We start from the raw sequence: 26,531 nt of genomic DNA on the forward strand, positions 1-26,531 counted from the left end.
TATGATAAATACTTTGACTATAAATGTGTATACTTGTGTGCAAAAATGGGTGAAAATATGGAAGTAGTTAGCTATAGGTATAAAGAAATAGAAATTACAGATTTTAATTCGAAATTAAATCTGGGTTTTTTATTAGCTTCAATAGTATCTGGAGCTCTACTTTGGTTAGGCACTGTAACAAAGAATATCTTTTTAGTAGAATTTAATTTATTATTTTTCACTACTTTTATCACAGTATTACTAACTAATTTAATTATTGATAAAATCCATAAAAAACCAAATAATGAATGGATTTATGTAGAATCACCAAGAAAGAGAGTTATACAAACAAGATGCGAACACAAACAGTCTATGTTTTCCTCCGCTTTAATTTCTAAATTATTTAAAAAGAATTGGGCACACTTCCTAATAATTTTGCCATCATTCCTTATATTTTATGTAGTTATGGTAGCTGGACTTATAGGTAATCAAAAACTTAACGAGGTAGGATTAAGTCTAATTAATTTCGCTCCAGACATTAGCTGGTTCTTTTGGTTTCCACTACTTTGGTTACTGACGTGGATAGCAAACGGTAGAGTATGGTGCCAAACTTGCCCATTTAGTGGTCAAGCAGAATGGGTGCAAAGAAGACATCCTTGGAAATATATAAAGAATAAGTTAGGTTTAAAGTTAAGGTGGCCCATAAAATATTCAACAATATTATATTCTGCAATAGGCTTTTCTGTTTTAACATGGGTTGAAGAATTTTATGGTATTGGCGGACCTGGAGTTCCATTATTGACTTCAGTAGTTTTAATTTATATTGCAATATTAGAATTAGCTATAGCTCTTCTCTTTCAAGATAGAACATTCTGTAGAACTATTTGCCCATTAAGCGCACCTTTAGCTATAAATACAATGATATCACCATTAGGAACTTTTACCGCAAAAGATCCTAACGTTTGTAAAAAATGTACTACTAAGGATTGCATGAAGGGAAATGATAAGACTCATGGATGCCCATGGTTTGCATCACCAGTAAGCGTTTCCTCCTCACCATTCTGCGGATTAGCTAGTGATTGCTATAAGGCTTGTCCTCATGGAAATATAGATTGGCCAGTAAAGAGGTTTCCATGGTTAGATGGATTGTTTACTACTAGGAAAAGATACGATATAGCAGTGTCTGTATTAATACTTTTAGGAGTCGTATTCTTTCAGTTCTTTAATGCTTACCATTATACTCTATGATAGATTCTTGGCTAAACACTGTTACAGGATGGATAAATATTGCTCAATCTCTCGGACCCGGACTAAGTAAATATGGTTGGAGTACTTCTGGTTATCCAAATCCCCTTGATTACGCGTTTCTAAATTCAGTACCGTTCCTAGTAGTTATCCCAATTGCTAAGCTCACTAAGAAGTATAGGTTAGCTTTTACATCGATATCTTACTCACTAATACCATTATTTGCAGCAACTATTCTGACGAGGAATTTGCCAAAATTACTTGGAGGAGCGTTATTGATTCTTAACGAAATTACAAATCCAGTTGGGATTGGAATCCATAATTCTCAAATATATTCAACATTTTGGGGACATGTACTTCAAATTCTGGGAAGTAACCCTATTGAAGCAACTGCTGAATGGTGGGTAATGTTAGTCATGGAAGCTGTAAACGTATTTGGCATTTACTTATCTTTAAGGGCTTCTAAGACATTATCAGAAGTTGACGAAATTCCTAGGAAATATTATTATGTTCCAATATTAGTGTTAGGAATTTCGTTCATTTTAATAACATATTGGATGTGTAGTCCAGCTTCACCATCTCTGCCGTTCTACAATAAGTATTTAGGAAATCTAATTTATAACCCATTACAAGCACAACCACCATTCTGAGGTGAGATTGTGGAACCTATAGTTATAATTGATGCTGATAGATGTGTTGGTTGTTTTATGTGTGAAAAAGCATGTGCATTAGCAAAATGTATAGAGGTGGATGAAGTTGATAGAATAGCTAAAGTAGTAAGACCTTGGGACTGCACGGGCTGTGGTGCATGTGAAAGAGTTTGCCCATATTCATGCATAATAGTAATATCCGATCCTACGGAAGTCAGTAAAAGGGCAAAGATAACGGTAAGTAGGGTAACAAGGTATATGAATAAACCAGTAATTATGTGTAACGGAAACGAGAGAATATATGAAGTAGCTAAGATAATGAGTAATTTTAATATAGCTTCTTTACCATTCTACAAGAAAGGAAAGCTTAACATTATCACAGAGAGTGATGTAGTGAAGCTTTATCTAAATAGAAAGGATGATATATCTAATTTTGAAAATCCTGCTATAACTGTAACGGAGAAAGAGACAGTATTTGATGCCATAAAGATAATGCTTGAGAAAGACATAGGGCATCTACCGGTAATATCTGTCAAGGGAGAGATTATTGGAATGTTATCTATAAGGGACTGTTTAAGGGGTATTAGTGTAACGGATATAATAAATACTAAATTATTGCCATTTAAGGGTACAGAATCTATAAGAGATGTGGTAAAAGATTTTAAACACATAGTAGTTGATGAAAATACTACTCTCATAGACGCGTTACAAATAATGAATAGAGAAAAAGTTAAAGCACTTATTGTACAAGAAGAAAAAGTAGGTATCTTCACTATTAGAGATGCTATCAAAATGATCGGAAATGGGAGTAGAGAAGACGAAAAAATAAAGCCAAGAAAAGTACCTATACTTTCTATCAATGATAAAATAAATAAAGCAGTTAGCGTGATGCTACAGCATAATCTTCGGCATCTGATAATATCTGATGAAAATAGTAACTATTACTTGATGCAAGTTAAAGAATTAATAAAAGATATGGTCTGGATAGGAAAAAACCTATTATAGATTAATTTTTTATGTGTTTATTTGTTGGAATACTTTGTGTGTTGGTCTACCCTCAATAATACTTTTACCATACTCAACAGTCTCCCTATAAGCAGTACTATTAATAAAATTCTTATAAGACTCCAAATCATCCCACTCACTATAAATCAAATACTCAGAAGGATCATCAACACTCCTATAAAGCCTAGCACCCCTAAAACCCTTAAAACTAGACAAAAAAGAAACAACCTCACCAAACTTCCTCTCAAACTCACCCTCAAAACCCCTCTTAACCCTATAATAAAAACCAACACTAATCAACCAAAAACACCCCTTTCTTAGTTGTTTTATCAATATATTATAAAAAATTAACCATGTAGGGTTTATTAGCTTTAGCACATGTTAGTGTTTTTCTTTAGTTTTAAGGTCTTTAACGTTAAATTTTGCAGTTACATAGAAATTTAATAAGTTTGGAGCTTAATGTAAACATTGCAAATCTTAGGAATAATTTTTTTAATTTCTGATAAATAAAAACATGATCATGTTGTAGGTGGAATACAGCTCACTATAATTTTATGAAATTCATTTTATAAAATTACGACTTGGCGTAAAACTAAAATTGAACATACTCTTTCAATTCTTAATAACTAAACTATACCTTATAATCAATTTTAAAGATATTATCTACTATTTAGATAATCTTTTGCATAATTAAAAAGGTAAATAAAGAAAATAGTTATTGTAATTTATGATATTGTTTTAGCTCCTAAAGTTATTGTTTTAGAATAATAGAAAATCATGGAAATTATTACCATTGCATCATAAGGATACGGAGAAATAAAAACTAGGAGTGTAGTTGATGCTAATAAGCCATAAATTATCTTCCAAGTTTTATCAGAGTTTAAAATTCCTATTAATGAGAAAATAACGGAAAATCCTATACTCGTGTAAACCCATTCGTAAAAACTGAATATAGTTGGAGGAAAGGTAGCTACGCCTATTAACGCGAATAGATTTTTGAATATGTCACCCCTAATAAAATGATAAAGATAAAGACCTAACATTTCAACCATCATTGGATAGAAAAACCATAAACTATTCACAGAATAATAAACTGAAGATAAAGCTGTAGTAAAAAGTCCTCTTCCGTATTGTGCTAATGTAAAAGTAGTACCCATAAGGATCTCATTTATAACAACTAATATGCCTAATGCTACTGAGTGAAGTTTTAAGTTATTAATTACTCTATTTGAGATATCTTCCGCGATCATAAAATAATATGCTAGAACGATAATCATGTAAATCATGTTTATTCCAAACGCTATTTCCAATGATTCTTGAGAAGGAGAAAGCAGATAAAGTACAGCACCAACTAACATGAGCATCATCATACCTAAAATGAAGTATACGAAGAATACTCTGGTATAACTTCTTCCATTTATAGCAAAAATTAGTGTAGCAATTATTGCCATTACCATTATACTCGCAAGAACAGATAATATAATCAGGGATACCATATTTTAAATGACGAAAATAGATATAATAAGCTTTATTACAATGTGTTTAATAAATATCTAAAAAATTATTATAATGACTAAATAGTTTTTATATATTTACGATTAAATGATAAATGTATGTTAGTACATTGCGCCTAATATTTATATTACTGTTTAATTTCATACTTATATTCATAGATAATATTAATACTATTTCTCCAAATCAAGAGTAAAGGTTTAGTAGTTTAATGTAGATATATCTTTAATGGAGAGGACTTTTTTAAGATATGTCCCAATTCTTGCGTTTATAACTATAATGACAATGTATGTAGAAATGGTGATTTTGCCTTCCTTACCAGAAATAGAGAACCAATTTTCAATAACATCATCAGAAGCCTCATGGATATTATCTTCAGAGACATTAGCAGGAATGGCTCTTGCTCCTTTTCTTGGAAAATTAGCTGATAATTACGGAAGGAAGAAAGTCCTAGTCATTATTCTTATTGCGTACACGTTTAGCGTATTTCTATCTGCGATCTCACCCAATTATCCTATCCTTATTCTTTCAAGAAGCATACAAGGAATAGGTTTAAGCATAAACCCAATAGCTTATACCATATTACGAGAAAGAATACCAGATAGAGAACTGCCAATAGCTCAAGGAATCATTGCATCAACTTTTGCAGTAGGTGCTGCAATAGCGATCCCAATTGGGAGTTATATCTCACAGTATTTCTCATGGGAATTTGCGTATGAAACAGCAATTCCCTTCTTACTCTTATCAACTGTTATAGCTTATGTAGTATTACCTTCTTCCGAAAGCAAAATTATAAGCAGGGAGTTAGATACAGTGGGGATTATTCTTCTCTCCTTATCCTTCTTAGTCTTAGGTGTTGGACTAACTGAAGCACCTACATGGGGCTGGTTATCTTCACAATTTTTTACATCACTTGCAATTTCTTTCCTTCTTTTCTACATCTTCTCATTACATATAAGCAAAACTGATAATCCTGTGATAAATCCTCAGGATTTCAAGAATCCTAATATTGCAGTTCCACTCATCTCATCATTTATAACAGGTTTCGGTTTATTTCTCACGTTTCAATCCCTAGTATTTATTTTTGAACTTCCTAGTCCGGTTGGTTATGGAATGGATATTCTACAGACAGGTGAAACTATAGCACCTATTGCATTAATAATGCTAGTAGCCGGACCATTTTTTGGAAGTTTAGTAACAAAAGTTGGTTATAAGAAAGTAATATTGCTGTCCTCTTCGATCTCATCTTTCCTTCTTCTTCTCCTTTCGTATATTATTTCTATTAAAGTTTCAATAATAGAACTCATGGGTTTCTTGGCTTTAATTTTGTTTTTTATTTCTGGAATGAATGTGACTAGAGTGACTTTACTTATAGCCTCTTCAGATAGAGAAAGAATGAGTACTTTAACTGGTACTAATACTGCAATGAGATTAATGGGAAATACTTTAGGTCCAATAGTAGTTGGATCGTTAGAAGATACTTTTAAAACACCGCTGTTTGAAGGTTATATAAATAACATTCCGATGTTTGCTTTTATTCCTTCGAGATTAGCTTTTGAATACTCATTTTTAGTATCTATGGGGACAACTGTTTTAGTTTCTATATTAGCTACGAGAATAAAAGAAGAGATTCATAATAGAAGAATCAGCGTATCTATCAGAACCTCTTAACAGTTGTTTAAAAAACTTAATTTCTCCTAACGGCATAAAAATTGATTTATAAAATATAAAAAAGAAAGTTTATAATTATTCTTGAGATAGTAGTATTATGCAAGAAATTAGCTTTAAAGTATCTGGTATATACTGCGAGAACTGCGTTAGAAAAGTGTATAAAGCTCTATCAACATTAAAAGGAGTAACTGATATCCAAATTATTCCTAACTTTAATGAAGAATACGCTGAAGTACGTTTGAAATGCGAAAGAAAAATACCTAAAGAAGAAATTGAAGATGTAATAAGTGAAGTCTCACAAGAAACTCCATATCACGAATACAAGGTTATCTGGGTAAAGCGTAGATTACTCTTCAGTTAAACATTTTATTGTTCGAAATAAAACAAAAGTGTGAAGGCATTAGTTTTTGATAAAAGCGGAATAGAAAACCTTAAGTATACGGATTATGAAGACCCAAAAATAGGTCCAAACGAAGTTCTAATTAGGGTAAGATATGCTGGAGTAAATCCAGTAGATTATTATACTGTAACACGGCTTAATGTAAAACCACTTCCTCATATACCGGGTGTAGAGTTTGCTGGAGAAGTTGAAAAAGTAGGTGAAAGAGTAACTAAGGTTAAACCTGGTGATAGAGTTACAATCTACGGTAGAATATTTGACGGTACTTGCGATATGTGTATGATTGGTTATGAAACTCTATGTAGAAATGGTGGAAGGATAGGAGTAGATGCTAATGGTGGCTGGGCTGAATATATTGCAGTTGAGGAAAAGTATGTGTTTAAATTACCTAGTGAGTTTTCATGGGAGTTAGGAAGTAGTATGACTGTTTCAGCTTTAACTGCTTATCATGCATTAAAAGAGGCTAATTTAAAGCCTGGAGAGGTTTTAGTAGTTTTTGGAGCATCCGGAAATACTGGAATGTTTGCGGTACAATTAGGTAAGAAATTTGGTGCTAAAGTTATTGCTGTAAGTAGGAAGAGTTGGTTAAAGGATTTCGGTGCAGATCTAGTTGTTGGATATGATGAAGTTGAAGAGAAAGTGAAAGAGTTTACTAACGGAAAAATGGCTGATGTTGTAATTGATTCCTTAGGAGGGAAGTTATGGAATAAGGGATTTTCTGTTGTTGGTGTGAAGGGAAGAATAGTAACTTTTGGGACTCTTTTAGGTGCTGAGGTCAGCTTAAATCTATCTGAACTTTATTCTAAACACATCTCGATATTGGGAGTTAACAGGGGGAATAGGAAGGATTTCGTTGAACTACTTGAATTATGTAAAGATTGTAAAGTAAAAACTCACAAAACTTACAAACTTGAAGAGGGTAAAGAAGCCTTACAAGAATTGTTTAACGAGAAGAGGGATGGAAGAATTTTCCTCTCAACTTAATAGTTTTTTGAAACCATGTTTATTAACATAAATAAATATATTAATATATGCCAATCTGTCCTTCATGTGAAATTAAATTTAACAGCTGGTATGATGTTGCAGAACATATAGATCTAATGGCTAATAAGAGGAGTGATAAATCTCATGTTATGTGGCTGAACAGAAATCTGAGTATAAAGAGGCTTAGTAAAGAAGAGTTAGCAAACAAATTAGAGGATTATTTCTCAACTCCAGAAGGCTTAGGAATGTGGATAAGAAAAAGGTTTATTGAGAAGTTCTATGGAGAGAATCCTCATCCCTTCATATTAGCAATGCAAAAACCAACTAGAGGTGTTCTTTTAGGATATGTTATAGAACATCAACACTTCTTAAAGAATTGGGTTAAGGTACTTTCTTCTATTGTATTTAAAACTGACAAAGATGAAGTAGTTGAATACGAGTTAGAAAACATAGCTGTTGAATTTATAGGATATAAGGGAAGACCATCTCATTATGAGCTTCTACTAAGAATGGGAGAATCACTAGGAATGCCAAGAGAGAAAATCCTTAATACGCAACCATTACCAGATACTCAATTTGCAATTAACACTTGGAGAAGGATTGCTGAGGAAAAACATTGGTTAATTACTATGGCTAGTATGCATAGTTTAGAGTTAGTTGCAGATCGTAGTTTGAGAAATTATGGGGCAAAACTACACTATTTTGACCCACAAATATTAGTGTCTAACGAATACCCTCAAGCGGTTAAGGATTTTTTGAGAGAGGGGTATGAGGCTGATGTTTCACATGCTGGAGAGGCTTTATACTTAGTTGAAAAATACGCAAAAGGAATGGAGGAAGAGATTCAAGTAAATGTGTTAAAATCATTTGATGCTTTTTCTAAGTATTTATTTGCTAGATTGGAAAGGGGAATTGAATTAGAACCACAACTTATGAGGGTGATCATAAAATGAAGATAATAGTAAATGGAAAAGAAGCTGGAAGTAAAGAAACTGGATGTGCATTATGCGGAGCTACTTGGGGAGAGTATTATGAAGAGATTGATGGTGATAGATTGTTCTTCTGCTGTGATTTTTGTGCATTAGAATTTAAGAATATGATTAATGAAGTTAAGAAAAGGACCGGATGGAGTAAAATAGATGAATTAATAATTAATGGTAATTATTATACAGGAAGAACTTGTGTTGCTAAGTTAGGAGAAAAAGAATATAAATTCTATGTAAAGTTTAATGAAGAAGGAGATGTGGGAATATTTAAAGAAGTTTAATTATGTGCACAATTTTACCAAGTATTATGTTCCTTTTTTAATAGACATAACTCCTCTTATCTATATTTACTGTCTGCAATGCTTTTTAAATGAACATTATAGGTATACATATATGAAATTACATATTATAGGAAAAACTCGTATTATAGTAAAAACCAAATGACTAAGAAAAAATTATTTGCTTTGTTGCTGTTGCTGTTGTTTCTTTAGTTCTTCAATTTGTTTTTGTAATTCCTCAATCTTTTTGGCTAACTCATCACTCTTATTTTGTTGAGATAATTGTTGTTGCATTTGTGCTAATTCCAATTCTGCCTCAAGCTGCCCTTTCTTAAATTCGCCAGTAGCCCTTCCTAAGGATCTGAAAACCTCTGGTAACTTTGAGGCTCCAAAGAAGAGTAAAATTACTACAATAAGCAATATTGCGGTATCAGTTATAGTTAGGGCCATATCTATCATAATAAATTCCTAACTGATGTTTATAAGTCTTTCTCTTGAATTTTAGTTTAATTAAAAAATCTCTATGTTAAAACAAAAATGAAATAGATTTAAACGGAGAAACTAGAAAATAAATTTTAAAACTATTTATTTAACACGTAAAAAATAAAATTTAGATCATCAGCTAATATCAGATATTAGGGACTCAACTTGTTGTAATGACGCAGAATAACCTGAGATTTTTATCTGTATTAGCTCATTACCCTTTACAGCAGTTACGAAGGTATGAGGATAGGGAAACGTTGAAGAAACATAAAATATATTGTATCCATCGTATGTTGTTATATCAGTATAAAACTGATTATTATTAAATTGAAAACCGAAACCTAACATATGATGGAACATAGTTATGTTTGAAGTATAAATTATTACTTTGACTATTATAGTTACATTAGTTGAATTTACTTTTCCTACTAGCACTTCATGAATATATGTCTTTATTTGATGTGGGTATGGAACTGTAACATTAGTACCGTTAGCATATTCGATAGTTATTTGTTTCACTGGATATTTAGCTATATAAGTTTCATTAGTTACTACAGACCATTTACCTCCTAATGTTGATTGAACAGTAGATGCTGAAAGGACTACTGGTGATGAATTCATAATTGCGAGGACAATTGGAACTGAAGCAATTATTGCTATAGCTATTACAACTCCAATAATTATTGGGAGTAGTCTTCTCTTTTTAGGAAATGGAGAACCACAATTCATACAAAATTTTGCATCATCTGGATTCATATATCCACATTTAGGACATTGCTTCATGTTCCTTATTCTCTTTCTCTGCATTTATAAGCTTTTTCACAATAAAAGACCACAGAGAGGGACTACCTATATAGTGGTCTAAATAACTTACAACTGGATCTGGTAAACCGTTAAATGAATTTATTCTTGATGGTTGATCCCAAACAAGACCTTTGGAAACTAAGTTTTGCCATTCTTTCTCACATAACTGTAGACCTTCAGAAATGCCTTTTTCTATTGAGAGCCAACAAATTGCAAAGACTAATCTAGGCCATGAAGAATAAGTCTGAGGAGAAAGTGAAACAACTTTACCGTCTTCTTTAACTAAGTTGGGAGTGCAGTATTTTGACGCATTACCATTAACTTTTATTATCCACCTTAACGCTGACTTTATTTTCTCTTCATCAGCTATAGGTTCTAAACCAAGTAAAGTTGTCCACCACTCACCAAAAACTTGTGCAAGAAATACAGCATCCTCCATCCCTTCCCAAGCAATAAAATATTTACCATTAAACATTTTCTCAAACGCTTCTTTAGCTTCCTTTATCTGCTCGTCTAGGTTTAAATTATCACCAGCAGTTTTGCTGATCTCTCTCATTGCAAAAAGCGAAGCTATATATAGCGACAATGTATAACTATTAATCCCCTTTATTGGTGTTACATCAAATGCACTGTCCATTTTACCTTCTAGACCGTATCTAGAAAATTTAAGCTCCCATTCAAAAGCTTTTTTCACCTTATCGTAGACTGATTTAAGGAATTCTATGTCTCCCGTGAGTTTATAGTATCTGTAGATTAGCAGAATGTAAGTTGGGTTTAAGTCTTTCCATTTTGGTGGTGCGGTTGTTCCATCAGTTGGTGAATCTAAAGAACAATAACCTAAATCATGGGGAACATATCCGTCTTCCCTTATATAGGCGGTAAGCAAATTCAGGAAGGATTTATCCAGTTCTGGAAAGAAGGAGAGTATTGGAAGTGAGCCAAATTCATAACATGTCCCTATTGTTCCTTGATAGGGAAAATTAGTAGGAGCTTCAAATATGCTAAATCTCCCCTTTTCATCTAACCAAGTGCTAGTAGAAAGAATATAAGCAGAGTTAATTAAAGCATCTTTCAACCAACTATCAAAACCTATTTTATCTTGCCACTCTCTTGTCTTTCTTTCTAGATAATCAAAGTTTTCTAGAAAATATTTCGCTACTTCTAAGGAGTTGCTAAAGAAATTATGATAATAATGTCCATAAGGATAGAAAACATGCTTACCAATGAAATACCATGAGAAGACAAACTTTACTTCTTTCTCATATGTAGCAAAGAGAATACTGGCTGGTATTTCTCTCAAACCAGTTACTTCATGAGGGTTATCTTTCACTTTATCTAAATCAGTAATTATTTCATCAGCATCATATTGAACAATCACTCTGTCAACTTCTTCCGAGATTAAAGTTATATCTCCTTTTGCAGGATCATAATCATTAGCCTTCATATTCTTAAAAATAACCCCATTTTTCACCCTTTCATTTATTCTCCCAATTTTAGTACTACCAACTATATTTGGCATAGAAATTGCTATATAACCTCTCTTACTTCCGTTAACGCTTATTTTGAATCCTACTGCTGGTAGAGTTGAGTTTCTTATATCGTGGGGTATGAGTGAAGAAAAAGCAGTAAGATTAACTTCAATACCTTTCCTTCTTCCCCTAAGGAAGACAAAGGGGTAAAGTCCTTCATATACAATTTGCTCCACTTGAGGAAATAATGATAATCCTTTTTGTAATACGAAACCTTCTCCTTCTTCAGGTTTTATATAGATGAAAAAGTTCTTAAGTTCCTTAATTGGATTTATCCAATTGTTTGCAATTGTAACGTTCACAATTCTGGCTCTGTTATCAATTTCTATTTTTCCAGCACCAATTCCTCCTAAAGGCACACCAGATGTGAGTTTATCTTTATCAGTATAAGTTACCATGAAGAAAATAGTAATTCCCACACGTATATTTTTACCTCCTTATATTTTCCTTTATTTTAAGATATAATAAGGAAGATATAATTCTGAGAATACCAATTGAAATTAACATTAAATTTACAGCCATTATTAAGTTCATTTTGGTTAAGAGAACTCCCAAAAGGAAGCTGGAAAATATAGAACCAGAAAAAGCTGAAATACCTGTTATCATATTATAAAGTGCAATATTAACCCTTTTTTCATTGTAACTTGAATTATCAAAAAGGAATGCTGTATAAGAAATCGAGGCTGAGTTTGTAAAACCAGATATAATATAGGCTAAGTAAATTTGATAAACTGATGTTGCTAAACCATAAGATAGGGGAAAAGTAGCTAATCCTAATCTTCCTAAAAACATAACTAGCCTTTTTGATTTATCCACTAGCCTTCCAATTACTCTCTGTAAAGAAAGAGTTGAAATTCCACTAATTAACTCGATAATTGCAATTTGTAACTCGTTCATGTGAAACTTATAAACTTGTGCTAAAGGGAATAAGGGCCATGCCATTGACCATATGAAAGTAAATATAAATGTTATTACAAATAATTTCTTTATTTCTGAGTTTCTAGTCAAAGTAATTTTACCGCCTTTATATTCTGCATCAACATCTGATTTAGAAATAATAAAGGAGTTTATAATATAAATTAAGCCGGAAATTATAAAGAAATATCTCATCATATAAAGGTTATCCCTAACTATGAACCCTGTTATTAATGTTGCAATAAAACCTCCAACTGTAGCGTAAAAAGAATAATAAGCTAACATTCTCCCTCTTCTAGTTTCGCTAACCTTATCTAAAATCAATAACCAGCCAAAGTCAGCTACTCCGAAACAGACTGTTATTACTACATAAAGAATTACAAAAATTGAGTTAAAGACTGCTAAAGAACCTATTAATAACCAGAGAAGACCAGTCAAGAATTCGCCAACTTCTATTATTCTCTTAGCCCTTATGAAAATCTTTGCTAAAATAAATTGAACTACACCAGGAAATGTGGTATTTGCTGAAGATACAATTGCTAATAAAACTCCAGTAATTCCGTAAGATGCTGTAAAAAACGAGATAAAGGGATTTATTAAACTTGATGCAAGATTATTTAGCACGGCATAAGTTCTTAGTGGCTTCAATGACGAATATGTAGTAGTGTCGTATTAAAAAATTTTCTTATTAAAAAATTGAACTTTAGATTTTTAAAGGGCTCTCAGATATAAAATGAAACTTATTATACTTTCTGAGATTTTAAAGGTCAAGGTCTCTTCTAAACATTTCCGTGTAATTTGAAGATTTATTGTTTCCTTTTAAACTAATGATCAAATATAATTCATAAATTCAAAGAGAGTACAAAACCTACTTCTTGTAAATAATACCTCTTTGTTAAGGCTATTTAATAAAGTGTGTAGAGTATAAAAAGGTGTGAAACCCAATACCTATACACACTAAGGATTTTATATTCTAGGATAATTTATAGAAAAATTATATTTACATATTACGTTAAAAATAGACTATGGAAAATCGTTTAGTAACTGAAAATTTTTTATGAATAGGCAACAATAATAAGAGGTTTAATTTTGAAATATTTCATAACTCACGAACAAATTTCATAACTTTTTATGGTAAGGAAATATCCTTAAACTGCAGTAAAGTTTAACAAATCTAAGTTTCAATATCAATCACAATAAAATGGAAGCATGTAAGAAAAAGGTAGATAAAAAATTTATCTTAAGCTGAATAATCAGAGTATAATAGAAGATCGTAGACCATAGCATATGCATCATAAGTTCCTGGTCCAGTAACATAATTCCATCCGTAATGAGCTGGTGTTGGATTATTCCCAGAAGTTACTGGAATCCATGCAACTAAGCCTTGGAATGTTCCAATAGGTGAAACTACTATCCCATTATAGGATATATGATAAAGTGCGTAGTTCAATGCACCAAATCTAACACCAGGTAATGATACCATGGCAGCAGTCATTGGAGCAGCACCGCTAGTACCATACCATAGAAATAGTTGTCCCTCAAAAATTAACGGTAATCCAAATCCAAACTCTGGGATATTATACCCTCCAGCTGATACAAACGCAATGTCTGGATATGTTCTAGCATAAGTAGGTGTAAATGGAATTAACGATGTTAACTCGTAATATTGTGCTGGGAATACTACGCTATATCCGCCAGTACTATAATCCCAACCAGAGAAGCTAACAATACTTCCGTTAGATGACGCATTAATGAATATTCCACCCACAGAAGTTACATAGGGATCGCTTTCTGGATACCAGATAGTATTATATGTACCGATTCTGAAGTTAGGTGGCGGATGATCGCTTTCAAATCCCCAATCACCAGAAGCGGCTAACACGCTTATTCCCTCAGCAGCAGCTTGTAACATCATATTATGTATTAAATCTAACATTGCGGGATAGTAAGCTGCTAAATATGATTCTGGAACACTAACAGATATTGAGATTACGTTAGGGTATAGATAGTTTACCATATAATAATACTCGTACCAATAATTGAGCAAATTACCCACTAGGTTCACACCACCTACATAACCATCACTGAAAACTATTGTTACATTCGCTCCAGGGGAAAATGCTCCACTCCACTCAGCATCTAACTCATTCTCAGCAGATTGTCCACCAGAAGTATCATTACCAAACATTATTACCTCTAAACTCCCAGTTCTTGGAATGTTATACAATTTCCAAAATGCATAAATGTCTGAAACATTAACATAACATTCTGGTACTCCTTCAATTGCAATATCACTCCCTTTACCGTTCAAGCCATGCTCATAAGCTAAAGTGAAGTTGAAATACTGTTGTATCGTTAGTGGCGAAATTACAACTTTAGATATTAACCCTTGTCCTACTCTGGTTATGTTTAATTTCCAAGCGTCTTGTTTAATTAAACTTACTACTTTAGGATCTAAGCTATCTATTCCCACAATTCCTAAAACATATTTGCCAACATTATAAGGCAGGGACGGAGTAACGTTATTAGAGAAGTAATAGAATGGTCCTATATCGGTTATCCCTATTTGTCCAAACCAATATAGGTCCTTAAACGGATAGTAATAGATATTTATATATGTATTAAATGCTTTTTCAATTTCTCCTACATTTCCGTTAAAGACTAGGGCTAAACCGTATTGTCCATCATAATGTAATCCATATGACTCTAGATAAACAACTAAGGAGTTGATATAACTTTGAGAAGGATAGTAATACTCCCTAAATTGCTGTGGACTTAGCCATTTATGAAATAGTGAGGGTGAAAGATATATCTCATTAAGATAATTAAGTAATGATGATACATTAGTGAAGTTTAGCAAAACTGCTATATAAAGCTCCGTAGAAGTATTTAACGGTTGTACGAATACTGATCCTGGAACTATTGAGTATATTGGAGATGATGTTTGAATGTAATACAATTGCTCTGATTGTTGGGCTATACTTACTATTCCAGAGATCATTAGTAAAATTAAAACTAAAATTCCAACAATTCTTAACATATTTATAATTTCACGTATTAATTTATTAACTTTACTATGGTCTCTATTAAAGTTCTATTAATATTACATTACTTATTATTCTAGAATGGGGTTCTATTATAGTGGTCTAGTGTCAGTATTTACAGATACCCATAACCTTTTCCAATATTCGATAAATCCAATCTTTTTATAAACATGGATTGCTGGAGTATTATCCTCCCTAACGTAGAGGGATGCAATCTTACCTCTTTTAACTATATCTTCAGTAAGTTGAGATACTACTGAAGATGCAAAGCCTCTATTCCTAAACTCTTCTCTGGTTAAAACTCCTCCTATAATGCCTACGTCCCTAGTTTCAATCCAGGTGTAAGCGGCTGAGACCAATCTGTTACCCAGAAATAAACCGTAAACCGTTGTTTTATTATTCCTTAACATTTGTACTATGAGATTTCCTCTATCTTTTCCATAAAACTCAATTATCTTATCAGAATCTTCAACTGTAAGTCTCCTTACATCTTCTCTTCTAAACACATTGGGAGAATTACAAATCATCAAGAGTTCTGGATATATCCTCATGTTAGAGAAGTTTAGCAGATATTTCCACCTGGGTTCTATGAATAATACGAATTTATCCTCTTTTATTAATGAAAGTAATTTAGTCACTGTAGCTTCATTTTCTGCATAAAGTATTATCGTAGGAGGGTTAAACTTTGTGTAAATCATTAAATAACCTTCATTTACCGTTCTAAACTCCGTAAATTCATAATCAATTTCCGAATCGTAAATCTCAAAAGCAAATTTTATTGGGTCCTTTAAGAACAACTTCCTTAGTTGATTATCTACCATAAGAACTTGTTTAGCCTTGACTAAAAAAGCGTTTTGTCCTAATTCTTAGTATAGCATTTATATGAAAATCGTTACATTTTTACGTTACGTTAAACAAATGTAAGAAATATTGTACTATTAACTGAAAAATTCTTTGTGATAAACTAAATAAAGTAAGGAAGTAAATTCAAAGTATTTATTAGTTCATGAAAAAATATTATAATTTTTTATGGTAAGGGAATTTCCTTAAACTACTAATCAAGATTTGCAGTGTATTCATCTGATATGATAAGTTTAGGTTTAGTGACTAACGCCCTAGCAATAGCTACCCTTTACTGTTGTCCTCCAGATATTTGCGTAGGTCTCTTAAATTATTGGAGTAGTAGTGGCGGTTGTAATAATCGATGTAGTACTGTTTGTTTTGAAAAGGAAATAATTTTTTAGGGTAACTAACCACAAGCACACCTATTAAAGCGAGGTTAAAGATCACACTACTGACACTTATGTAGCCCTTCCTTAACTTGAAGTGCTTTCAGCAAAGATTAGGACAAAGGTGCTGGTTAATTATTCTCCCTTGAACTAGTGTGGGATTAAATGAACGTGAGAAGTCTTGTTTAATTGTAGAGTTTGAAAATTTGTTTCAAATTAGCATAATTATTTCTTATTATGTTTCTTCATAATTTAATGTATAATTATATGATTATGAGTATGATAATTTTTAAATTTTCGCTCACTCTTCATGATTTATTGAGTTTAATTCAAAATATTCAATAATTTACGTTTTTATGAATAATTATCTTTATACTGAAATATAGGTTTATCCAATTATTTGCATCTTGGACATCGTCTCGTGACCGTAAATTTCTGATTTAACGAATTCTACAAGGTCCTACACTAACTAAAGAAACTCAAACCTCAAAAAGCTTCATAGCCACTAGATATTTATATGTATTAAGAATACAACACTCAAATTTCATTTAATTTTTTCTTTATCTTCTCTAAAAGTTCTCTTTCTTCATCTCCTAATTTCATTGAACTTATTATTTCAACTTCAGCCCTCACTAACTCCTTTATTGATATTATCGCATCATTTCGACTATGAAAGGGGCTTATATCCTCATCTAAACCATTATATGCATACCTATGAATTCCTAGCATTGCAGTTGTTAAAGTAACTAACCCCTTAAACCCAAGGTCTTCAAGATCTCTAGAAATTCCCATTAAACCAGTAGTAGGTGCAGAATATCCTATCCTTAAATACCATTTAACATCATCTTCCTTCCCCTCCTTCTTCTTCTTTTCCACAATTTTGTTAAAATTTGCAACAACGAGTGAGCTTAAAAGAGCCTTCCATGAAAGAAAGAGCTTACTCGCAGAATTCCTACTATAACCAGCCTTAAGCATCTCAACACTTAAATAGAGCTCTTGCAAGGATTCAAGTAACCTTAACCTAGAATACTTCTCTGGCTCTCTGATAAATTTAGGTAACTGTGACTCCATAATATAACCTCTTTGTAAACTTATTTAAGTATTTAGATTAACATACTACTAATAAGCTTTGTTATAACTTCATAAAGGATACAAGTACGATTTTAATAACTAATAGCATTTTACTTCTTTTTCCTTCTCTTAAACAGTTTCTTAATCCCACCCAAAGATTAATAAATATTTTTTATCACCCTTGATATTCTCCTGGCTCACAACCTTAAGCCAAGAGCACTAAAGAGTCTTTAAGATCACAAAACTCCTGTTCCTAACCTAAGTAAGAAAAAGGAACCTTTCTCCAAATCTAGTGTTTTTAACTCCCTAATCACTACCCCAATATCCCAACGGTTTTCTCATGTTGCTATTATATCTTCTATATATCATTCATATTGATTAAGAAGAAATCTCCCCCAATAATCGTCTCCTATGAAGATACTTGAATTTAGTAAACCTAGAAGTATACTGTAAACTAGAATGAGTGTTAAACCATCTTGTTCATGAATCCTAGAATGATATAACATTAATTATTTAATTACTTATTCCAATCAACAATAGAAATAAACCTAATAATAACTAGGATTTACAACCTAAAAGTTTTATAAAATATAAGAAATAAACCATTTTGCATGTTAAGAATTAGCTTTTATATGTTGATTTCAGGAGTATTAGCCATTTTTATACCAATAACGTCTATGATATCTGTTTATATGATTAATTCCTCTAATGTTAAGCAAGATTTATATGATATAAATCTCATTGATCTTTTCATAGATGTAATCTCCATCATTTTCTTTTCATTGATTCTATCAATTACAATAATCGGTGGAATTATTGGAATAATAAATAAGGTGGTAAATATTATTGTTTTATATTACTACTTAACTTCACTTCACAGTATTACAACCCTTAATTCATTTTTATTTTATTTTAATATACTGTCAGCAATATTAGATTTAGTGGCTCTTATCATAATTTTTATTAAGATCCTTAATATAAATAAAGAAGCAAGTATTATAGGGTTTATCGGAGTAATATTTTACTCGATTGGACACTCACTATTTATTTTAATTCCTTATCTTAATAATACCCACATTATCAAGATTAGTCCCGAGTTATCAGATATTATAGGAATTTCAGTCAATTTAGGAACTATTTGGGAAATACTTTTAGGAATAGGGCTTATATTAGCTATAAATATAGCTGACAGCATATTCTTTAAAGATACTGGGGAAGCTAAAATAAGATTCATTTCTCAGACTAAAGGATATATAAGGACTCTCATCTTAAACGATAGGCAAGCTATATCCTATATTCCCCGTTATGTTAACATAGGCATTAACTCCATAGATGCTGAGTTTCCCAGATCTAAATATAAAGGAGGCATTATAACAATTCTTTTAGATAATGGTTTTTCGATAACTATTAGGCCAAAAATTTATTCCAATAAACCATAAAATATTCTTTCTTCAGATTTTATAGCATCTATTTTCTTGAAATAAGAACACTACATCCCTAATCTCTAACTTTTTTAACACCTTGATTTTCTTGTAGTAGTTTAAGGAAATTCCCTCACCATAAAAAATTATAATATTTGCTCATTAACTAATAAATATTTTGAATTTACTTCCTTACTTTATTTCGTTAATCACAAGGAATTTTCAGTTAATAAGACAATATATCTTACATTTGTTTAACGTAACTTAAAAATGTAAAGATTTTCCTATAAGTGCTATTCTTGCTTTGTTCTGGGAATTATACTCTAATGAGTTTTCTCTTTTCTTTAACCGCATTTAGTAAAATCGTCATAGTTGTGTTTTATATAATACGTTTAGATTCTCAATTCACTAATATATAGAAATAACTTAATTTTAGAAGTTTCTTACTTGTACTATTAGTTAATAGAGTTTAGATCTTCAATAAAAAAGACGTTAAGTTAACGTACTCAATATGTTGGAATATAATTAAGATAATTTATAGGTGGTGATCAAATATTTCATGGACTACTATTTTATTTTTAAACGAAAGATTAGGCCTCGAAATCTCTCATTTATGTCTTATAAAAAAGAAGATTCTAACGTTTTTTCATCAAAACTACTGCAATTGCTACAGCAGCGGCTATTACAACAGCTATGGTAATTAAGACCGGATAGTTAGGAGTTTCTACTAATTTCTCATATATCGGACCGTTAACAGTTATTACTGTTCTTGGTGAGACATTATATGTCCCTATGTATTCACCCACGAGATAGAACGGAACTGATGCGTTAAGAGTGATTCTCGTTTCTTTATTGTACCAATTTGACGCTCCGTTAACTGTAACTAGGAATTGCTTAACTGTCTTTATTGTAATATTTGTTGGATTTTCAACGGTCACTGACTTAGGTGATATATTTGTTATTACACATCTTTCCTCATTGTTAATATAGTAAGTATAGTTTATTATATCTATTTTAGTTCCTTCATTTATCCATGAGGAGTTGAGGATAGTCTCAGTCCCATTAATCAAAGCCTTAACCGGAATTTTGGATGAGACTGATACATAGAACTGTAATACCGCATATATTGTAACGTTATAAGGTTTATTTAATATAAGCATTGCTGAAGGTGATATTTGAGTAATTACGTATCTTGACTCTGACGAGGGATAGTAAGTGATATTTAGAATCTCTATTTTTATCCCCTTGTTATACCATCCTGTTGTTAATGTAGTATTTGTTCCGTTGATTATAGCATGAACTGGAATAGGAGATGATAGCTTTAAGTAGAACTGTTCTAATGTCGAGACTTTTATAGTTAACGGGCTTTCTACTGTCACTTCTTTAGGTGTAATGTTCGTAATTACATATCTGGTAAATGGGTTGGGATAATAAGTGATGTTTTCTACACGTATAACCGAACCAACATTATACCACCCTGTTGTTAATGTAGTATTTGTTCCATTAATTACAGCATAGACTGGGATAGGTGATGAAACTATAACTGGGAATTGTTTAACTGTTGAAATTATGACATTTATTGATGAGTTTACCGTAAAGGAAGATGAGGGTGATATTGACACTATTACGCATCTCTCATCAGAGGTCGGATAATATGTTATATTGAGCACTTCGACTGTAGTTCCCTCATCATACCATCCTGTTGTTAATGTAGTATTTGTTCCGTTGATTATAGCATGAACTGGAATAGGTGATAATACTGTGATATGGTATTGGTTATAATAATAAATGGTAATTGTAGAGGGTACTGTCACTGTACCAGAATAAGAGTAGGCTATCCATCGTTCTTGTGAACTAGAACTTGGGAGAGTTTGAGAATATACGTAAGTGGAGTCATAATCTACCCAAACAGTATTTGGTGCAGTAATTGTTTGCGGTAATCCGAAGTAATAATATGTAACTTGTGGAGGGCTGTAACCAACTCCACCTTGTACTTTATACTCAAAATTAACCATTAGTTGTTCGTAGTAAACAAAGAATATTGTTAACGTACTGTTTATTACACCTTCAGTTTGATTATCTGTAGCCCATCTAATTCCATTATTACCGTAAATTATCTGCTGGATTGTGTAAATAGTCCCCGCGGGTAATTTAAGGGAAGTTATAGGAGTAAGGTATATTGTTGTTATTGTCTGATTGGGGAATTCTAAGGTTATTTGAGGAGATTGAGGTAAAGGTTGACCTATTACGTTATACTCAAAAATTACAAAATAATATCTTGGAATAATAGTCAGTGTAATATTTACAATCTTATAAAAACCTGGAAACAGTGAGGCATTAATTATAATTGGGTAAGTGCCCGGTGGTATTTGACTAGCATATATTGTTAATATATCTGTCCCCTGGCCATTAACATATATTGGATTTTCAATATTATACGTTACACCAGTGGGAGTAAGGATGTTAATTTTTACATCACCGTACGCATTTATTGTAATATCTATTAAGGCAGAGGAATTGGGATGTAAGCGTATTGAAGTATTCGATACGATAATGTTGAACTGTGTAACATCAGTAGTATAACTCCCAACTGTCCTCAAAACGTTTGCTTCTCCAATAAGCTGACCATTAGAATTGTATACTAGAATTGCATAGTTTGTTGGTTCTAAAGCTAAAATTGCCTCACCACCATTAAATGGAATTTTGAACTGCGTATATGATGGTGAATAGGTATAAGTCATATTATAGACTAAAATGTAACCACTACTTATCCCGGTGTCTACAGTCAAGTTTAATATGTTGTTCTGTTCCCACAGTACTCCGAGACTTCCGGTACCAGTAGTTATATGACTTACCAGTGTACCGTTAAATGGCATGTCTGTATAAGTTACTACTACGTTTTGAACAGTCTCTGCAGTATCTGATCCGAAATTATATGCGTTTTCTACAGTTTGAAAGTTATGACCATTCCAGTATTCAAGATTCATGTATATATTTGCTGAGTAAACATAGGCGTTAAGTCCTCCATATGCTCCTCCTAAAACCAGTTCTGCATCGTAAAATGTTCCCCATCCGGTATATTCGTTACCATTAATCATGAATTTTACATTACTTGCACCTTCAACGTTTGTAACTACTACAGTATCATATTTCACCCAGCCATAACCATCATTATACCAGAAGTTGATCACCGGTTGGCCTAAACTATTTACTGATACATTTACTAACACTAAAATCGTAGTAGGGAGTGTTACTGTTACAAAACTTCCTGGATAATTATTAGCCCAATCGTAATAATACTCAACTGCATGAGAACCATAATAAACAATACCTATTTGTCCGTTACCCGATAGACCGCTGGCGTTAGCATATATTTGCGTATAATTCCATATGTTATCTAAAAATGCAACTTCGTTATTTGCTGTATCAAACCTCACTATATTCTGAACCCACAGGGAATAAGTTATTCCATTGTGATTATAAGTGAGGACAGCATTAAGCTGGAAGCTGACACAGTTATTAACTAATTGAGTACCGTTAAATGTTTGTGCTGACAAATCTATAATGTTAATATAACCTAAGAACTGTGTAGTAGTTAGCACATACGGACCGTTCGGACCTATACCGTAATCAGCTATTCCCATGGGTGCTGGTTCTGACGAATAAAATGCATTTATATTTACATAGCCATAGTTATTAGTGACGTTCCTAAAGTATTTACCAACAACTGGTATTGAGGCAGTTCCTATTTGATGTGTTGTATACAGAGGTGTTGTACAAGTCAATAGTGAAATGAGCAAAAAGATTACAAGAAGTTTCTCCATAAGAATACTTATTAAAGTGTGTATATAAAACTTTTGCAAACCTATAGTGTCGTATGACAAGGATTTAGTATGAATATAACTAGCTAAGTCAATATAGTATTATCTGTCTCTTGCCTGTTTTACTTTTTCTGTAGATCGAAGCCCAGCTTTTTATCTTCCTTATTTTTTGACTTTTAGTCTCATAAGATCAGTCTAGTAAGACTAATTTGTAAAGATTTTTATGCCCAATAATTAGTTTATGTAAAAAATATACGGGAATGAACTCACCTAGATAGATTGCCTTTAGTAAAACTTTAGAGGAAAAACCTCTGAAAAAGAGTTTATAGAATCCTTTAGATAATATTTAAATGACTGTGAGAGAATCACATAGAGATAAAGAACGGTAAATCCTACGTAAATTATTTAAATTTTAAAACTATAATATTATTGTGGATAGGAAAGAGAAGATTGGTTTAATACTTCTAGTCCTTGCTAACCTATTTCAAATTATAGGACAGTTTTATGGTTCACTTTATGTGAGTGTTATTTACGGCTATGAAGGGTTTGGCGGTGTTCTTTACCCGTCGTTGCTAACAGCCAAGCAAATATTCTCAACAGTAGATATATCACTCATCCCCCTTTTCATCTCCGCATATCTCCTTATAGCCGGTTTTGTTTATACCAGACAAGCTAATATAGATGTAGATATAGGGGTTATTGGAGGAGTAATCTTACTTGCGATCTTCCTCCTCCTCGTTATTGTAGCCCCCTTGAGAATAATAGTATCTCCTTTTACCGTCAGACTAGGGCCATTAACCATTAGTAATAACTCCGGGACATACCTAAACTTAATATCGGCAATGTTTACAGCCTATGCAATTGGTGTAGTTCTCATTGGTATAGATTACTTCAGACTTGGTAAAAGATATAAAAGTACGTTAATAAAAACCGGTGGAATTATAACGGGCTTAGCGATTTTAGAACCACTAAGCCCTATCTTCTTGTCCCTAGCAGGTATAATTAATATTTTAGGGCTAACCCTAAAGATATTAAGACACTAAATAATATTTTTATACTTGGTTTTTGAATTTAATTTTCTAGTATATCAGCACTGCTTACTAATCGAGATATTAAAAAATCGATTAGTATAACTAAAATTTTCTTTATGAATAAGTTTTTAGGTTTAACCATCCAAGAATTAATCATGATAAAGAAGATAGTTATCGTAAGTACAATTCTTATATTAATTATAGTAGTATCATTTTTTGCATTTTATTACTACACTAAGGTTAAACCAAATTTCCAAACCTCTAGCATCGACTTAAAACCTCCAATCTCTATCTCCCTAGTAGAAAACTATTTTAAGATAACTTACAATTCATCCCTTAAACTATTCTCTGAGTGCCCATTCTCAGATACGTATTATATAGAAAGCGATAATTTGCTTGCCGTAATTGCGTTAAAGTACTTAAACAACTCCCTATGGAAAATAGTTTGGCAAAATATTGAAAGGAACATCACTATATCCCCATATCTAGCCTTAATGAATGTGCATAACTTTACCTGGAAGTTCAACACCCCTATAACTGTCCATATTTATGGTCCTATCTATACCATAGAGTTCAACGGCTCATCCTATTTATCGTGGTACGAATATGCGGATACCTCATTCCTCTATGCTATATATGAAGCTGAGAACGGAAATATAAGTATAGCTGAGAAAGTGTTCGCCACAACAATTAATAACTTTTGGAACGGTTCAGGATTTATTGATGCAGCTTTTAACGGCGGTACGTTTGATTCATATAAATTAGCTTTAGCAATAATAGCCTGGAAATATATAGCACATTATAATGAAACTTTTGCATTACAATACCTTCCGATAATAAAGCAGATATATAACATTTCATCACATCTCCAATCCAGTATAGGAGGATTCTTCACTAACTACGTTATCCGTGAAGGTCACGTAATAGCTGAAGGTAATGTAAATACAGAAACTACATCACTCTTTGTAATAGCGTTCTTAATGCAACCTTGATTATTATCGAGAACCTTAACAGGAGAGTAAAGTAAAAAGAAATAAACACAGTTAAGCTAACGAGTTTATTAGGATTTTAAAAAGAGAAGGGAAAAAATGAATTAGAACTTAGACCTTTTGTACCTCTTCTACTAATTTAGTCCCTAGAGTTTCAGGCCCTAAATACTGGCCTATTCCTACAAGAACTGCTCCTATCATTAATAATACAGCAGTAGAGAACCAAATATTAGTTGGTGTATCTATCGCCTTAAACAAATAGTTATGCATTAAAGGTACATATACGCTGAACCATCCTCCTATGAATATACCAGAAGAATAACCGAATCCCACACCAGAAGACCTCATAGAAGCCTTAAATCTTTCTGAAAGGTAAATTGGTATAATACCCCAAGGTCCTTGAGTTATTATCCCTATAATAATTGAAGCAATACTAGCAAATACGTAGTTCCCTATTGAGGCGGAATGAAACAGCAAGTAATAAACTGGAATTGATATTATGAAAGTGGCTATTGCCCACATAATAGTAAGTCTTCTCCTCCCTATATATTGCGATAACGCACCAAATATTACTGCACCAGCAAAAGCGGCATAAGTACCATAATAATACACCTGTTCCGCGGTTCCAATAGAAAACACTGAAGGCTTATCTTCTAAAATTGCTGGAACAAATGCAAATAGAGAATACGCAAAGAAAAACATACCAGTCATGTATAACATGACTTGGAAGAAATCCCTCCTATAAGGTTTTCTGAACAGATCTAAAAACGGTGTTTTCCTAATTAGATTCTTCTTTTTAACATCTTCAAAAACCGGGGTTTCACTCATGGTTAATCTAACAGCTAATGCTATTACAGCTGGTGCTAAAGCAGTTAGGAATACATACCTCCAGGCGAAACTTTCAACACCACTAACACCGTAAATTCCAATAAAAGCAGCTTCCACTAACGCTGCTAACCCAGCACCAAATGAAAATCCTCCTTGAACAATCCCGCTCACCAATCCCCTCCATTTATATGGAGTCCACTCCATAGCAAAAGGATGCCCAGCAGCATATTCGCCACCAGCAAATATTCCTACTATTATTCTAACTAAAACAAAGAGAATGAACGATAATATACCTACTTGTGCATAAGTTGGTAATGCAGAAGTTAAAGCACTTGCCAACCCTAAACCTAAAACCGTAATTATTAGATCAGCCCTCCTACCTATCCTATCTCCTAAGTTACCAAAAATTGCAGAACCTAAAGGCCTAAATATTATAGTGAGAGAATAGGAAAGTATTATATTGAATGTAGCTAATAATGCTGATTCCGGAGGTAATAAAACTTTAGCCAATATGGGTGCTATACTTAATATCATTGTTAAATCGTAAGAATCTAGTAGAAATCCTACGAATTGTGACACTATTGCCTTTGTGGTGTTTGAGGTAAATCTCTCAGGCTCCATCAAGGTTTAATCCTAACGATTATATTTAAATTTAT

Annotated in this window: 23 protein-coding genes and 2 pseudogenes; 12 read left to right on the forward strand and 13 right to left on the reverse strand. The window is 32.5% G+C overall.

The window, feature by feature from the left end; all coding sequences use genetic code 11:
- The first annotated feature begins 57 nt into the window (after positions 1–57).
- The 3 genes from STK_RS15810 to STK_RS14255 are packed head-to-tail and all read left to right on the forward strand — an operon-like array spanning position 58 to position 2,879.
- Positions 58–1,227, forward strand: coding sequence for a hypothetical protein (locus STK_RS15810; protein ID WP_232616499.1), 1,170 nt, complete (start codon positions 58–60; stop codon positions 1,225–1,227).
- Entirely contained in the window at positions 1,224–1,874 is a 651-nt protein-coding gene (locus STK_RS15815; protein ID WP_010980686.1) for a hypothetical protein, read from the forward strand. The genes STK_RS15810 and STK_RS15815 overlap by 4 nt, the downstream gene beginning before the upstream one ends.
- Positions 1,875–1,883: 9 nt before the next feature.
- Positions 1,884–2,879 carry a CBS domain-containing protein gene (locus tag STK_RS14255; protein ID WP_010980688.1) on the forward strand — a complete coding sequence of 332 codons (996 nt, stop codon included), beginning with the start codon at positions 1,884–1,886 and terminating at the stop codon, positions 2,877–2,879.
- 9 nt (positions 2,880–2,888) lie between these two features.
- Here the strand turns inward: STK_RS14255 and STK_RS14260 are convergent, their stop codons facing one another.
- Together STK_RS14260 and STK_RS14265 are read right to left on the reverse strand one after the other, a co-directional pair.
- A complete protein-coding gene (locus STK_RS14260; RefSeq protein WP_052847047.1) occupies positions 2,889–3,179 on the reverse strand; it encodes an antibiotic biosynthesis monooxygenase family protein in 291 nt (96 codons plus the stop codon).
- 425 nt (positions 3,180–3,604) lie between these two features.
- Positions 3,605–4,375, reverse strand: coding sequence for a hypothetical protein (locus STK_RS14265; protein ID WP_010980690.1), 771 nt, complete (start codon positions 4,373–4,375; stop codon positions 3,605–3,607).
- 244 nt (positions 4,376–4,619) lie between these two features.
- Here STK_RS14265 and STK_RS14270 point away from each other — a divergent pair, with 244 nt between their 5' ends.
- The 6 genes from STK_RS14270 to STK_RS16030 all read left to right on the forward strand — a co-directional run bounded on the left by STK_RS14270 (position 4,620) and on the right by STK_RS16030 (position 8,876).
- A complete protein-coding gene (locus tag STK_RS14270) occupies positions 4,620–6,062 on the forward strand; it encodes an MFS transporter (RefSeq protein ID WP_010980691.1) in 1,443 nt (480 codons plus the stop codon).
- 97 nt (positions 6,063–6,159) lie between these two features.
- Complete coding sequence (locus STK_RS14275) at positions 6,160–6,423, forward strand: heavy-metal-associated domain-containing protein (RefSeq protein WP_010980692.1); 264 nt, start codon at positions 6,160–6,162, stop codon at positions 6,421–6,423.
- A 30-nt stretch (positions 6,424–6,453) separates the two neighbouring features.
- Positions 6,454–7,446, forward strand: coding sequence for an alcohol dehydrogenase catalytic domain-containing protein (locus STK_RS14280; RefSeq protein ID WP_010980693.1), 993 nt, complete (start codon positions 6,454–6,456; stop codon positions 7,444–7,446).
- Positions 7,447–7,493: 47 nt separating this feature from the next.
- The gene (locus tag STK_RS14285) at positions 7,494–8,399 is read left to right on the forward strand and encodes a C2H2 type zinc finger domain-containing protein (protein ID WP_010980694.1); all 906 of its coding nucleotides are present in this window, start codon (positions 7,494–7,496) and stop codon (positions 8,397–8,399) included.
- Positions 8,396–8,713: a TA0938 family protein gene (locus tag STK_RS14290; RefSeq protein ID WP_010980695.1), complete on the forward strand. Its 318-nt coding sequence runs from the start codon at positions 8,396–8,398 to the stop codon at positions 8,711–8,713. The genes STK_RS14285 and STK_RS14290 overlap by 4 nt, the downstream gene beginning before the upstream one ends.
- Positions 8,688–8,876: a zinc-finger domain-containing protein gene (locus tag STK_RS16030; protein WP_420825194.1), complete on the forward strand. Its 189-nt coding sequence runs from the start codon at positions 8,688–8,690 to the stop codon at positions 8,874–8,876. The genes STK_RS14290 and STK_RS16030 overlap by 26 nt, the downstream gene beginning before the upstream one ends.
- An 11-nt stretch (positions 8,877–8,887) precedes the next feature.
- Here STK_RS16030 and STK_RS14295 read toward each other — a convergent pair whose 3' ends face one another.
- The 9 genes and pseudogenes from STK_RS14295 to STK_RS15820 all read right to left on the reverse strand — a co-directional run.
- Entirely contained in the window at positions 8,888–9,169 is a 282-nt protein-coding gene (locus STK_RS14295; protein ID WP_010980696.1) for a twin-arginine translocase TatA/TatE family subunit, read from the reverse strand.
- A 159-nt stretch (positions 9,170–9,328) separates the two neighbouring features.
- Entirely contained in the window at positions 9,329–9,976 is a 648-nt protein-coding gene (locus STK_RS14300) for a zinc ribbon domain-containing protein (protein ID WP_198429710.1), read from the reverse strand.
- Entirely contained in the window at positions 9,960–11,924 is a 1,965-nt protein-coding gene (locus tag STK_RS14305; protein WP_052846832.1) for a GH116 family glycosyl hydrolase, read from the reverse strand. Before STK_RS14305 ends, STK_RS14300 begins: the two co-directional genes overlap by 17 nt.
- A gap of 31 nt (positions 11,925–11,955) precedes the next feature.
- Positions 11,956–13,089: an MFS transporter gene (locus STK_RS14310; protein ID WP_052846833.1), complete on the reverse strand. Its 1,134-nt coding sequence runs from the start codon at positions 13,087–13,089 to the stop codon at positions 11,956–11,958.
- 592 nt (positions 13,090–13,681) lie between these two features.
- A complete protein-coding gene (locus tag STK_RS14315) occupies positions 13,682–15,481 on the reverse strand; it encodes a S53 family peptidase (RefSeq protein WP_010980700.1) in 1,800 nt (599 codons plus the stop codon).
- 96 nt (positions 15,482–15,577) lie between these two features.
- Positions 15,578–16,306, reverse strand: a complete 729-nt coding sequence (locus tag STK_RS14655) for a GNAT family N-acetyltransferase (protein WP_010980701.1) — start codon at positions 16,304–16,306, stop codon at positions 15,578–15,580.
- A 236-nt stretch (positions 16,307–16,542) separates the two neighbouring features.
- A pseudogene (locus tag STK_RS15955) lies at positions 16,543–16,647 on the reverse strand (ATP-binding cassette domain-containing protein); the annotation flags it as partial.
- A 604-nt stretch (positions 16,648–17,251) separates the two neighbouring features.
- A complete protein-coding gene (locus STK_RS14325; RefSeq protein ID WP_010980703.1) occupies positions 17,252–17,785 on the reverse strand; it encodes a PaREP1 family protein in 534 nt (177 codons plus the stop codon).
- A gap of 158 nt (positions 17,786–17,943) precedes the next feature.
- Positions 17,944–18,144, reverse strand: a pseudogene (locus STK_RS15820) (ISNCY family transposase); the annotation flags it as partial.
- A gap of 273 nt (positions 18,145–18,417) precedes the next feature.
- On the opposite strand from STK_RS15820, the gene STK_RS14330 reads away from it, so the two are divergent.
- Positions 18,418–19,224, forward strand: coding sequence for a hypothetical protein (locus STK_RS14330; RefSeq protein WP_198429711.1), 807 nt, complete (start codon positions 18,418–18,420; stop codon positions 19,222–19,224).
- A 617-nt stretch (positions 19,225–19,841) separates the two neighbouring features.
- Here STK_RS14330 and STK_RS14335 read toward each other — a convergent pair.
- Positions 19,842–23,030, reverse strand: coding sequence for a thermopsin (locus STK_RS14335; protein ID WP_010980705.1), 3,189 nt, complete (start codon positions 23,028–23,030; stop codon positions 19,842–19,844).
- A gap of 428 nt (positions 23,031–23,458) precedes the next feature.
- Between STK_RS14335 and STK_RS14340 the strand changes: the two genes are divergently transcribed.
- Positions 23,459–24,070, forward strand: coding sequence for a DUF973 family protein (locus STK_RS14340; protein WP_010980706.1), 612 nt, complete (start codon positions 23,459–23,461; stop codon positions 24,068–24,070).
- Between the two features lie 143 nt (positions 24,071–24,213).
- Positions 24,214–25,050, forward strand: coding sequence for a hypothetical protein (locus STK_RS14345; RefSeq protein WP_052846834.1), 837 nt, complete (start codon positions 24,214–24,216; stop codon positions 25,048–25,050).
- A 108-nt stretch (positions 25,051–25,158) separates the two neighbouring features.
- Here STK_RS14345 and STK_RS14350 read toward each other — a convergent pair whose 3' ends face one another.
- On the reverse strand, positions 25,159–26,496 hold the full coding sequence (locus tag STK_RS14350; protein WP_010980708.1) for an MFS transporter: 1,338 nt from the start codon (positions 26,494–26,496) through the stop codon (positions 25,159–25,161).
- Positions 26,497–26,531: the final 35 nt, after the last annotated feature.

It is taken from the genome of Sulfurisphaera tokodaii str. 7, assembly GCF_000011205.1.
Classification (GTDB): domain Archaea; phylum Thermoproteota; class Thermoprotei_A; order Sulfolobales; family Sulfolobaceae; genus Sulfurisphaera; species Sulfurisphaera tokodaii.

Coding starts and splice junctions, on each gene's coding strand:
- STK_RS15810 (WP_232616499.1), top strand. CDS start 58: ATGGAAGTAGTTAGCTATAGGTATAAAGAAATAGAAATTACAGATTTT.
- STK_RS15815 (WP_010980686.1), top strand. CDS start 1,224: ATGATAGATTCTTGGCTAAACACTGTTACAGGATGGATAAATATTGCT.
- STK_RS14265 (WP_010980690.1), bottom strand. CDS start 4,375: ATGGTATCCCTGATTATATTATCTGTTCTTGCGAGTATAATGGTAATG.
- STK_RS14270 (WP_010980691.1), top strand. CDS start 4,620: ATGGAGAGGACTTTTTTAAGATATGTCCCAATTCTTGCGTTTATAACT.
- STK_RS14275 (WP_010980692.1), top strand. CDS start 6,160: ATGCAAGAAATTAGCTTTAAAGTATCTGGTATATACTGCGAGAACTGC.
- STK_RS14285 (WP_010980694.1), top strand. CDS start 7,494: ATGCCAATCTGTCCTTCATGTGAAATTAAATTTAACAGCTGGTATGAT.
- STK_RS14290 (WP_010980695.1), top strand. CDS start 8,396: ATGAAGATAATAGTAAATGGAAAAGAAGCTGGAAGTAAAGAAACTGGA.
- STK_RS16030 (WP_420825194.1), top strand. CDS start 8,688: ATGTGGGAATATTTAAAGAAGTTTAATTATGTGCACAATTTTACCAAG.
- STK_RS14295 (WP_010980696.1), bottom strand. CDS start 9,169: ATGATAGATATGGCCCTAACTATAACTGATACCGCAATATTGCTTATT.
- STK_RS14300 (WP_198429710.1), bottom strand. CDS start 9,976: ATGAAGCAATGTCCTAAATGTGGATATATGAATCCAGATGATGCAAAA.
- STK_RS14305 (WP_052846832.1), bottom strand. CDS start 11,924: ATGGTAACTTATACTGATAAAGATAAACTCACATCTGGTGTGCCTTTA.
- STK_RS14315 (WP_010980700.1), bottom strand. CDS start 15,481: ATGTTAAGAATTGTTGGAATTTTAGTTTTAATTTTACTAATGATCTCT.
- STK_RS14655 (WP_010980701.1), bottom strand. CDS start 16,306: ATGGTAGATAATCAACTAAGGAAGTTGTTCTTAAAGGACCCAATAAAA.
- STK_RS14325 (WP_010980703.1), bottom strand. CDS start 17,785: ATGGAGTCACAGTTACCTAAATTTATCAGAGAGCCAGAGAAGTATTCT.
- STK_RS14330 (WP_198429711.1), top strand. CDS start 18,418: ATGTTGATTTCAGGAGTATTAGCCATTTTTATACCAATAACGTCTATG.
- STK_RS14335 (WP_010980705.1), bottom strand. CDS start 23,030: ATGGAGAAACTTCTTGTAATCTTTTTGCTCATTTCACTATTGACTTGT.
- STK_RS14345 (WP_052846834.1), top strand. CDS start 24,214: ATGATAAAGAAGATAGTTATCGTAAGTACAATTCTTATATTAATTATA.
- STK_RS14350 (WP_010980708.1), bottom strand. CDS start 26,496: ATGGAGCCTGAGAGATTTACCTCAAACACCACAAAGGCAATAGTGTCA.